Source organism: Citrobacter sp. S55_ASV_140, assembly GCF_018919505.1.
GTDB lineage: Bacteria > Pseudomonadota > Gammaproteobacteria > Enterobacterales > Enterobacteriaceae > Citrobacter > Citrobacter werkmanii.
Genome location: NZ_JAHLQZ010000004.1, coordinates 69,782 through 80,566, shown reverse-complemented (window position 1 = coordinate 80,566; position 10,785 = coordinate 69,782). Strand labels below are relative to the sequence as shown.

General features: G+C 50.8%; 10 protein-coding genes and 3 pseudogenes. 6 read left to right on the top strand and 7 right to left on the bottom strand.

Translation table 11 applies throughout. From position 1 onward, the window contains the following. Positions 1-339, top strand: a pseudogene (locus tag KQJ18_RS01810) (hypothetical protein); the annotation flags it as partial. A 155-nt stretch (positions 340-494) separates the two neighbouring features. On the opposite strand, the pseudogene KQJ18_RS01805 reads toward KQJ18_RS01810, so the two are convergent. From KQJ18_RS01805 to rluE, 6 genes and pseudogenes are all read right to left on the bottom strand, one after another. Then, positions 495-938: pseudogene (locus KQJ18_RS01805) on the bottom strand (SOS response-associated peptidase family protein). Between the two features lie 459 nt (positions 939-1,397). Continuing rightward, on the bottom strand, positions 1,398-2,768 hold the full coding sequence (gene purB, locus KQJ18_RS01800; protein ID WP_038639900.1) for an adenylosuccinate lyase: 1,371 nt from the start codon (positions 2,766-2,768) through the stop codon (positions 1,398-1,400). Positions 2,769-2,771: 3 nt separating this feature from the next. Continuing rightward, positions 2,772-3,413, bottom strand: coding sequence for a high frequency lysogenization protein HflD (gene hflD / locus KQJ18_RS01795; RefSeq protein WP_032940122.1), 642 nt, complete (start codon positions 3,411-3,413; stop codon positions 2,772-2,774). 34 nt (positions 3,414-3,447) lie between these two features. Continuing rightward, positions 3,448-4,554, bottom strand: coding sequence for a tRNA 2-thiouridine(34) synthase MnmA (mnmA, locus tag KQJ18_RS01790; RefSeq protein ID WP_003832402.1), 1,107 nt, complete (start codon positions 4,552-4,554; stop codon positions 3,448-3,450). Between the two features lie 53 nt (positions 4,555-4,607). Beyond that, positions 4,608-5,069: an NUDIX hydrolase gene (locus KQJ18_RS01785; protein WP_038639907.1), complete on the bottom strand. Its 462-nt coding sequence runs from the start codon at positions 5,067-5,069 to the stop codon at positions 4,608-4,610. A gap of 9 nt (positions 5,070-5,078) precedes the next feature. Continuing rightward, positions 5,079-5,702 (bottom strand): 23S rRNA pseudouridine(2457) synthase RluE, encoded by a 624-nt coding sequence (rluE, locus tag KQJ18_RS01780; protein WP_069325366.1) that lies wholly within the window; start codon positions 5,700-5,702, stop codon positions 5,079-5,081. A gap of 201 nt (positions 5,703-5,903) precedes the next feature. Here rluE and icd point away from each other — a divergent pair, with 201 nt between their 5' ends. Continuing rightward, positions 5,904-7,154 (top strand): NADP-dependent isocitrate dehydrogenase, encoded by a 1,251-nt coding sequence (gene icd, locus KQJ18_RS01775; protein WP_085049549.1) that lies wholly within the window; start codon positions 5,904-5,906, stop codon positions 7,152-7,154. A 99-nt stretch (positions 7,155-7,253) separates the two neighbouring features. Here the strand turns inward: icd and KQJ18_RS24585 are convergent. Further along, a pseudogene (locus tag KQJ18_RS24585) lies at positions 7,254-7,409 on the bottom strand (integrase); the annotation flags it as partial. A gap of 38 nt (positions 7,410-7,447) precedes the next feature. On the opposite strand from KQJ18_RS24585, the gene KQJ18_RS01770 reads away from it, so the two are divergent. From KQJ18_RS01770 to KQJ18_RS01755, 4 genes are all read left to right on the top strand, one after another. Next, positions 7,448-8,176 carry a MerR family transcriptional regulator gene (locus KQJ18_RS01770; RefSeq protein WP_216421305.1) on the top strand — a complete coding sequence of 243 codons (729 nt, stop codon included), beginning with the start codon at positions 7,448-7,450 and terminating at the stop codon, positions 8,174-8,176. 204 nt (positions 8,177-8,380) lie between these two features. Beyond that, entirely contained in the window at positions 8,381-8,815 is a 435-nt protein-coding gene (locus KQJ18_RS01765) for a nuclear transport factor 2 family protein (protein ID WP_038639921.1), read from the top strand. Beyond that, a complete protein-coding gene (locus KQJ18_RS01760) occupies positions 8,812-9,531 on the top strand; it encodes an SDR family NAD(P)-dependent oxidoreductase (RefSeq protein WP_069324322.1) in 720 nt (239 codons plus the stop codon). Before KQJ18_RS01765 ends, KQJ18_RS01760 begins: the two co-directional genes overlap by 4 nt. After that, on the top strand, positions 9,528-10,784 hold the full coding sequence (locus tag KQJ18_RS01755; RefSeq protein WP_216421304.1) for an FAD-dependent oxidoreductase: 1,257 nt from the start codon (positions 9,528-9,530) through the stop codon (positions 10,782-10,784). Before KQJ18_RS01760 ends, KQJ18_RS01755 begins: the two co-directional genes overlap by 4 nt. Position 10,785: the final 1 nt, after the last annotated feature.

Genomic DNA, 10,785 nt, shown 5'->3' with positions numbered 1-10,785 from the left:
AGTGTCTATAATGAGGTGATTGATGAATGGTCGAACCAATTTCCTGAAATTGAGAATCTACTGACAGTACTTCAAACAATCCAAGTGGAAACATTCGACTTTAATGATTTCTCTGAGAAATGTCGTGATGAATTTACAGGTATATCTGATGGAGTGATTCGTCAATATATTAATTTTCTTTTTGATAATTCATTAATAGGACAAAAAAAGCAAGGTAGATGGGAATATGTAAGTAGTTTACCTAATCTTAAAATTAACCTGCAAAATGAATTTAGAACTCACCATGCTTTAAAATATAGATTGCATTTAATAGAAAGTCGACCCAGCCAAAATATTTGACTTCCTTTACACCTTCATTTTCTCAAAAATGGAGGTGTAAAATATATTTATAGTAAAATTAACTATTACTATAACATCCATTTACAGTCAAGTTTGTTTTTCACTCGATTTAGCCATGTAATGCTGCGTCACATTTGTTGAATTAACTGGGCTCTCTAATTTTTTACATTTCCAACGGCACGCGTCACCGCTTGCCATATTAATTCATCATCCGGTACGGCACTATCGGCCCGATGAATAAAACAGGGCTGCTTCTTGTCACCTTCCTTTTTCCATTCATACTAGCCATCAGCAAAGCAAATTGCGCTGCCATGCTGGCAGAGTAGTTTAAACACTCTGCTGGTGGCCGTAGTTTCAGATCGTGCATTAATGAGCGGCGGCTTATACCACCATCTAAAGCATATCCCCATAGAACAAGATCAAGGTGCAACTTTTCATCACGTTCGCTAAGCAGAAGAACTTTTGTGCCTAGTGCCACGTTGAATCGACCAATTGGTTCTGGATCGTATGGGATGCTGCGTTTGGCTTATTCAGCGAGCAGAGCGAGATAGTCCTCCCGTTATTGACTGTCAAAAGCGTCCACACTTAGATACCTCCAGCCAACTGTAAGACTGAAAGTATGAGATATTGACTCGTACGATAGGATTTGAAGCTCCACACCACCAATATTCCATTATGCCTTGCCACCTTCTCAAGGCGTCTATATGGCCGATAGACTACTACCCATTTTTACTTTTTTGGGGGCAAATTTGGGGGGCAAAAATCAGTTTGGGGCATGATTTGGGGCGATGAAATGACTCATATTGCCCGCAATTGTCCAAGACGGTTTTTTATTAACTGATTGATTTTATGATAATTAACTGTATTTACTGAATTTACAAAATCAATTTTATAGTCTAACGCTGATTATGTGTCCGTGGGGATAAACATTTAATAAACCGGGGGAAGGGAGGCTATCACTGGCTAAAAAAGCCGGAAGGCGCTGACGCTTATCCGGCTTCAATATAACATCAACTGGAGGCCGGAACTGACGAAACCGCCGTCCGGCACAAACCAGATTACTTCAGTTCATCAACCATGGTGATGGCGCGACCAATATAGTTGGCTGGTGTCATCGCTTTCAGGCGAGTTTTCTCGTCTTCCGGCAGGGCCAGGCCATCGATAAACTGTTTCATACCTTCGGCGTCAACGCGTTTACCGCGCGTCAGCTCTTTCAGCTTCTCGTACGGTTTTTCAATGCCATAGCGACGCATTACGGTCTGAATAGGTTCGGCCAGCACTTCCCAGTTATGGTCCAGTTCATCAAGCAGATGCTCGCGATTGACTTCCAGTTTGCTCACGCCCTTCAGCGTGGACTGATACGCGATCAGCGCATAGCCAATACCGACACCCAGGTTGCGCAGAACGGTAGAGTCCGTCAGGTCGCGCTGCCAGCGGGAAACCGGCAGTTTGCTCGCCAGGTGTTGCAGAACCGCGTTAGACAGACCCAGGTTACCTTCGGAATTTTCGAAATCGATTGGGTTAACCTTGTGCGGCATGGTGGAGGAACCGATCTCACCGGCGATAGTTTTCTGTTTGAAATGGTTCAGCGCCACGTAACCCCAGACATCGCGGTCAAAGTCAATCAGGATAGTGTTGAAACGGGCGATGCAATCAAACAGCTCGGCAATGTAGTCGTGCGGTTCAATCTGCGTGGTGTAAGGGTTCCACTGGATGCCCAGCGACGTAACAAACTCTTCGCTGAACTGATGCCAGTCAACTTCCGGGTAAGCGGCGATGTGGGCGTTATAGTTACCGACGGCGCCGTTGATTTTACCGAGAATTTCGACCTGGTTAAGCTGGCGGTACTGGCGCTCCATACGGTAGGCCACGTTCGCCATTTCTTTGCCCAGCGTGGATGGGGTGGCGGGTTGGCCGTGGGTACGGGAGAGCAGAGGGATATCGCGATACTGTACGGACAGATCTTTCACTGCGTCGATAAGCTTACGCCAGTACGGCAGGACCACTTCGTCGCGAGCGGTTTTCAGCATCAGCGCGTGAGACAGGTTGTTGATGTCTTCTGACGTACACGCGAAGTGAATAAACTCGGAAACGGCATGCAGCTCCGGGATATCAGCCACTTTTTCTTTCAGGAAATACTCAACTGCCTTCACATCATGGTTGGTCGTACGCTCAATGGTTTTGATGCGCGCAGCATCTTCTTCATTGAAGTTAGCGACGATCGCATCAAGGAAACCGATTGCGTCGGCAGCAAAAGCAGGAACTTCCTTGATCGCTGCGTGCGCGGCCAGTTTTTGCAGCCAGCGTACTTCAACCTGTACACGGAATTTCAGCAAACCGTATTCGCTGAAAATCCCGCGCAGCGCGCTGACTTTATCGCCGTAGCGTCCATCGACAGGGGAAACGGCGGTCAGTGAGGATAATTCCATAGATCACAACTCCGGGGTTAAATGAGCAAGAATTTGTTTTGCCTGAGTCGTCAGGCGATTACGAGAAAACATGAGTTGCAGACGGCCTCCACCAACCTGATGCCAGAGCACTGCTGCACGAATGCCAGCCAGTAGCGAAGCGCGTACTTTGGCCTGAACCTGCGGGCTCTGAAGGATGGCAGGAGAACCCGTAACCTGAATACGCGGGCCGAGTGGGCTGATGACGTCAACATAAATGCCGGCCATTGCGCTCATCAGCGTTTCTGACTGCAAATCAAAATGGTCCAACTGGCGCTGCAAGCCGTTGATACGGTCTCCCAGCGTGTCCATAGCGCCTTTGGCAGCTGACAGCTTACGCTCCAGTACCATCAGGCTTAACGTGTAGCGGGTGAGTTCCGCATTTAGCCCCTGACGACTGCTGGCGTTGAGCACGCCGAGCAACGTTTCAAGGCCAAGTCGCAGGTTAGCTTCACTCCCGCCAAAAACCCCAAGCGTAGAGCTGGGGTTCATGTCGATGATACTGTTGAGCGAAACGTGTAACGCATCGGCATCACAATGCCCCTGGTGCGCCAGTTCTTGCACCAGGCGTGCCGACTGGCATATACCTGCCAGGGCGAGGGTGATGTCATAATAGTTCTTTGCCACGTTCACTGCTTCCTTGTATCAAATGTGTAAATAATTAGACCGGCAAAGGCAGGCGTTGTTCGATAATTCCGCCGCCGAGGCAGACTTCGCCATTGTAAAAGACAGCCGACTGACCCGGCGTTACCGCCGCGACAGGTTCGTCGAAAATGACTTCAATACGTTCAGCATCCAGCGCTTTAACGGTGCACGGAATGTCGGTCTGACGATAACGGGTTTTCACCGTGCAGCGCATGGTGCCGGTGAACGGTTCGCGATCGACCCAATGCAGCTGTTGCGCCACCAGCCCAACGGACATCAGACGTGGGTGTTCGTGACCCTGAGCGACAACCAGAATGTTGTTCTCAACGTCTTTATCCACCACATACCATGGATCTTCCGTCCCTTCTTTTGTACCGCCAATGCCCAGACCTTTACGTTGGCCCAGAGTGTGGTACATCAGCCCCTGGTGCTGGCCAATCTCTTCACCGTCAACGGTGATGATTTTACCTGGCTGAGCGGGCAGGTAGCGACCAAGAAATTCGCGGAACTTGCGTTCGCCGATGAAGCAGATACCGGTGGAGTCTTTTTTCTTGGCCGTAATTAGTCCGAGATCTTCGGCAATTTTACGCACCTGTGGTTTTTCCAGTTCGCCAACCGGGAACAGGCTTTGCGCGATTTGCTCATGGCCGAGCGTGTAGAGGAAATAGCTCTGGTCTTTATTGCCATCGAGCCCTCGCAGCAGGCGGCTTTTTCCGTCGACATCCGCGCGGCGTACGTAGTGACCGGTGGCGATGTAATCGGCACCTAAATCTTCTGCGGCAAACTCAAGGAAGGCTTTAAATTTGATTTCTTTATTGCACAGAATATCCGGGTTCGGCGTACGACCCGCTTTGTACTCTTCCAGGAACAGTTCAAAGACGTTGTCCCAGTATTCTGCAGCAAAGTTAACGGTATGCAGTTCAATGCCGAGTTTGTCGCAAACAGCCTGCGCATCCGCGAGGTCGGCAGCCGCTGTGCAATATTCCTCACCATCGTCCTCTTCCCAGTTCTTCATGAACAGGCCTTCTACCTGATAACCCTGTTGTTGCAACAACCAGGCTGATACGGAAGAATCGACACCGCCGGACATGCCGACGATCACTTTTTTTGGGCTTTCAGACATAGGAATACTCACGACATTGAACTTCAAGGCGGCATATTCTAGCACGCAGCCCTTTACTTGACACCCTCTGTAAACGGCCAGTTAAATTCGCCGATCGTTGCCAGCGGATAGCGCTCTCCACTCTGGTAACAGAGAATGCTCTCGGCAACCAGCGGCGAACGCAGATTTGGCGCTGAAAGAATCTCTTCTGCGCTGACCCAGCGGCAGCAATCTATATCACTGTCATGAGGTTCAGTAGCGCACATATTGGCAAGTTCGATAGAAAACAGAAAACGCAAAAAGGGCGTTTTGTCTGGCGCAATCCATTGATGCATTCGAATGAAGTGCTGCGGTTGTGCGTTGATGCCTGTCTCTTCCCATAGCTCACGAGCGGCGGCCTGCACCAGAGTTTCGTCCGCTTCCAGGTGCCCGGCCGGTTGATTCCACAAAGCTTTGCCGTTGATGGTTTCCTCAACCACTAAAAATTTATCTTCTGCATGCACAATGCAGGCGACCGTGACGTGTGGTTTGAACATACAGCTTCCTTATACAGTTGCATCCCGCCATTCGCCGTTAGCGAGATTTTCCAGTGTGTAATCGCCCATGGCATAGCGTATGAGGCGCAGCGTAGGAAACCCAACATGCGCCGTCATCCGACGTACCTGACGGTTGCGGCCTTCATATAAGGTGACTTTTAGCCAACTGGTGGGAATATTCTTCCGTTCACGAATGGGCGGGTTTCTCGGCCACAGCCAGGCAGGTTCTTCTACCATTTGAATTCCTGCGGGCAGTGTAGGGCCATCGTTGAGCGTTACGCCAGTGCGCAGGGCTTCCAGCGCTTCGGGCGTAGGTTCTCCCTCAACCTGAACATAATAAATTTTCCCCGTGCGCTTGCCGGGCTGCGTTAACCGCGCCTGTAATGCGCCATCGTTGGTCAGCACTAAAAGCCCTTCACTGTCCCGATCCAAACGACCCGCAGCATACACGCCTTGCACGGGAATAAAATCTTTTAACGTTTTGCGTCCCGCTTCGTCAGTAAATTGTGGCAAAACATCGTAGGGTTTATTGAACAAAACCACGCGTTTTGGCTGGTTTTCTTTACGCTGTTTAGTGACTTGTCGTGAGCTGAATCGCTTAACTTGGTGATTTCTAAAAGAAGTTTTTTGCATGGTATTTTCAGATTATATCAATTGCCGCATTATAGCCTAAGAACGAGTGTCTTTCATGGCGACGAACAATAGGGTAGTATTGACACGCTCATTACAAATCATTAACAAAAAATTGCTCTAACGCAGTCGTGCAGCAGGACGCCAATGCACATGCAGCGCGATGACAGACGAGCAAACCAGAAGCGCTCGAAGGAGAGGTGAATGGAAAGCAAAGTAGTTGTTCCGGCGGAAGGTAAGAAGATCACCCTGCAAAACGGCAAACTCAACGTTCCTGAAAATCCGATTATCCCGTTCATTGAAGGCGACGGTATCGGCGTTGATGTAACCCCACCGATGATCAAAGTTGTCGATGCTGCTGTCAAGAAAGCCTATAAAGGCGAGCGTAAAATCTCCTGGATGGAAATCTACACCGGCGAGAAATCCACTCAGGTTTATGGTCAGGACGTCTGGCTGCCTGCTGAAACCCTTGATCTGATTCGTGAATATCGTGTTGCCATCAAAGGCCCTCTGACCACGCCAGTTGGCGGCGGTATTCGCTCTCTGAACGTTGCTCTGCGTCAGGAACTTGACCTGTATGTCTGCCTGCGCCCGGTGCGTTATTACCAGGGTACGCCAAGCCCGGTTAAACACCCTGAACTGACCGACATGGTTATCTTCCGTGAAAACTCCGAAGATATCTATGCGGGTATCGAGTGGAAAGCAGACTCCGCAGATGCTGAGAAAGTGATTAAATTCCTGCGTGAAGAAATGGGCGTGAAGAAAATTCGCTTCCCGGAACATTGTGGTATTGGTATCAAACCGTGTTCCGAAGAAGGGACCAAGCGTCTGGTTCGTGCGGCGATCGAATATGCCATCGCGAACGATCGCGATTCTGTTACCCTGGTACATAAAGGTAACATCATGAAGTTCACTGAAGGCGCGTTCAAAGACTGGGGTTATCAGTTAGCGCGTGAAGAATTCGGTGGTGAATTGATCGATGGCGGCCCGTGGGTGAAAATCAAGAACCCGAAATCCGGCAAAGAAATCGTGGTTAAGGACGTTATCGCCGATGCGTTCCTGCAACAGATCCTGCTGCGTCCTGCTGAGTACGATGTGATTGCGTGTATGAACCTGAACGGCGACTACATCTCTGATGCGTTGGCAGCACAGGTGGGTGGTATTGGTATCGCGCCAGGCGCGAACATCGGTGACGAATGTGCGCTGTTCGAAGCGACCCATGGTACTGCACCGAAGTACGCAGGCCAGGATAAAGTGAACCCAGGTTCAATCATTCTGTCTGCTGAAATGATGCTGCGCCACATGGGTTGGACTGAAGCGGCTGACTTAATTGTTAAAGGTATGGAAGGCGCGATCAACGCTAAGACCGTAACTTATGATTTCGAACGTCTGATGGACGGCGCTAAGCTGCTGAAATGTTCAGAGTTTGGTGACGCGATCATCGAAAACATGTAATCCAGATTCTGGGTTGTGTGAGAACGGGAGCCGAGAGGTTCCCGTTTTTTATGCCTGTAACATTGTTCCCCAAAACGTTTCCCCAAAAACCAGGCGTGCTCACCCTGTTTTTACTTCGACAACAGTCCAATCCTTACCCCTGTCGTCGTGATATTTGTCTGTCATTTCTCTTGATTTATGTTCCAATAATTTCTGGATATCAATCCCTTGTGCTTTATATCTTCTTTCTGCAAGTGATTGTTGCTCGTGGTTCGTAGTATATTGAAAGTATTCTTGGTTATTCGGTGCTCTGTATGTCCTATTCCATCGGTGAATTTGCGCGGCTTTGTGGAATAACCGCCACAACGCTGCGCGCCTGGCAACGTCGTTATGGACTTCTCAAACCACAGCGTACGGATGGTGGGCACCGGTTGTATAGCGATGACGATATCCAACAGGCGCTTAAAATTCTCGATTGGGTGAAAAAAGGCGTACCGATAAGCCAGGTTAAACCGTTGCTGTCCCGCCCTGGTGCCCGGCGAACGAATAACTGGTTCGTTCTGCAAGAGAGTATGCTGCAGCGCCTGAACGAAGGGAAAATAGAATCTCTGCGCCAGCTTATTTATGATGCCGGCCGCGAATATCCCCGCCCTGAACTGGTGAGCGAGGTGCTGCGTCCTCTGCGAAGCCAGGTATCAGCTAACGTGCCGGCTATCATGACGCTGCGTGAAATCCTTGATGGTATTATTATTTCTTACACCTCGTTTTGCCTGGAAGGGGATAAGCGTGCGCCGGGCGATAACTACCTGATTACAGGCTGGCATCTTACCGACCCCTGCGAGATCTGGCTTGAAGCGCTTGGTCGCACTGGACAGGGACATCGCATTGATGTGCTTCCTGTACCGCCCGCGATGCTTGCGCCTGAAATTTTCCCCGATCGCAGATGGCTGTTGGTGACGTCCGGCAAGCTCACCGTAGCGCGCAAAAAACAGATAGACCTCTGGCAACAGCAGGTCAACTCCCTCGAAGTGATCCCGCTTTAATCCTCTGTCATTACCTTTCTTGTGTGTTGATTGGCCACTACCTTAGTGGCTTTCGAATAAATTCTCTCAAAAATACTAAATTTTAATTTGTTGAATTAAATGAATTTATAATTATTTTTTAGTATAAACTTGGACAAATTAAAGTATTTGTGTAAGTTTTAATTATACCGCCTACGTAATGTGGTTCACACAAGGGTAAGAGCTATGCGCGCACCGCCATCCGTTATCGACAGGTTTGTGGATTACTACGCCAGTTTGGATCGCCAGCCCGTCCCCGCGCTTGCCGGGTTGTACGACGTGCACGCGGTACTTGTCGATCCCTTCGGGGAACATAACGGGCTGTTTGCCATTCAGCGCTATTTCTCGCATCTCCTGGCGAATGTGAATGCCTGCCGTTTTGCCATTGACCCTCCACTGTGTGAGACCGGGCGGTTTGCCGTGACGTGGACAATGTACTGGTCGCATCCGCGTATTGCTGGCGGAGAAATACGATCTTTGCCGGGATGTTCAATGGTCGAGACACATGGCGAGAAGATTTTTCGCCAGCGTGATTATTACGATGCCGGTGAGATGCTCTATGAGCATCTGCCGCTGTTGGGTTGGGCCGTTCGCCACGTTAAAAGGAGGGTGCGCGCATGATGACTGTCCTCATTACTGGCGCAAGTTCTGGGATTGGCGCCGGGCTTGCAAAATCATGGGCCGATGACGGCTGTCACGTGATTGCCTGTGGCCGCAATCCCGAAAGGCTGGAACAACTGCGCCAATCCCACGCCAACATCACAGTACGGCTGTTCGATATGACAGACAGGGACGCCTGTCGCCAGGCGTTGGCGGACTGCAAACCCGAACTGGTTATTCTCTGTGCCGGAACTTGCGAATATCTCGACCACGGCTGGATAGATGCAGGGAAGGTTGAACGGGTGATGGCGGCGAATTATCAGGGCCCCATCAACTGCCTGGCAGCGCTTCAGCCGCAGTTAACTTCCGGTAACCGCGTGGTGCTGGTCAGTTCGATGGCGCACTGGCTGCCGTTCCCACGGGCGGAAGCCTATGGTGCGTCTAAAGCCGCGCTAACCTGGTTTGCCAATAGTTTGCGTCTGGACTGGGAGCCAAAAGGTATTGCCGTGACCGTCGTTTCGCCAGGATTTGTTGATACCCCGCTTACCCGTAAAAACGATTTTCCTATGCCCGGGCAGGTGAGTGTAGAGCAGGCGGTGAAGGCTATTCGCCGTGGCCTGGCGAAAGGAAAAAATAGTATTGCCTTCCCGACAGGTTTTGGCGTGTTGCTGCGTCTGTTGGCCGGGCTGCCTGAGAGTCTCCAGCGCGCGTTGCTGCGCAGGATGGTGCGTTCATGAAAATTGCTATCATTGGCAGTGGTATTGCCGGATTAACCTGCGCCTGGCGTCTGGCCGGACATCATCAGGTGACGCTTTTTGAAGCGGCGTCGACCCCGGGCGGCCATACTGCGACGGTAGATATTGCGACTCCACAGGGGAATTTCGCGATTGATAGCGGCTTTATCGTCTACAACGACCGAACTTATCCGCGTTTTATGGGCTTGCTGAGTGAACTCGGTATTCAGGGGCAAAAAACGCAGATGAGTTTTTCGGTGCACAATACGCAAAGCGGTATGGAGTACAGCGGTCATACGCTGACTTCCTTGTTCGCCCAACGTCAGAACCTGCTCAAACCCGCATTTTGGGGAATGCTGAAAGAGATTGTCCGTTTTAATCGTCTGGCTAAACGGGCATTGAATGATGTCGATGCAAACGCCACGCTACAGACCTTCCTCGACCAGCACCATTTCAGTACGTTCTTTGCGCGTCATTATATTCTGCCGATGGGCGCAGCCATCTGGTCATCTTCGCTACAGGAGATGCGCCGTTTTCCGTTGCCGCTGTTCTTACACTTCTTTGAACACCACGGCCTGCTGGATATCTGGCATCGTCCGCAGTGGTACGTGGTGCCAGGCGGATCGCGCGAGTACATTCGCGTTATGCTGGCGAAGCTGGGTGAGCGTCTGGCATTGCACCTCAATGCGCCTGTTCAGCAGGTTATTCGTCACGACAGCGGCGTCAAAATCCAGTTGGCAGGATCAGTACAGACGTTTGATCAGGTGATCTTCGCTTGTCATTCTTCGCAGGCTCTGGTCGTGCTTGGTGATGCCACCCCCGCAGAACTCGACGTGCTGGGCGCAATTAGCTGGCAGCGTAACGAGGTCGTATTGCATAGCGATCGCCGCTGGTTACCGGTACGCGAACGCGCGTGGGCAAGCTGGAATTACCGCTTGAGTGGGCAAGATCGCGCCAGCGCCTGCGTCACCTATAACATGAATATTCTCCAGGGATTACCCGAAGGAAGCCCGCTATTCTGCGTGACCCTCAACCCGGACACCCCTATTGACGAGCGATTCGTCTGGCGACGCTTTGTCTACGAGCACCCATTGTTTAATCCCGACAGCTGGCGCGCGCAGGCGCGCCGCACTGAGATCAACGGCCTGCGTCGGACCTGGTTCTGCGGGGCTTATTGGTACAACGGCTTTCATGAGGATGGCGTGCGCAGCGCGCTCGATGTAGTACACGGCATTGCCGCAGGAGAGGGGGGCTAAG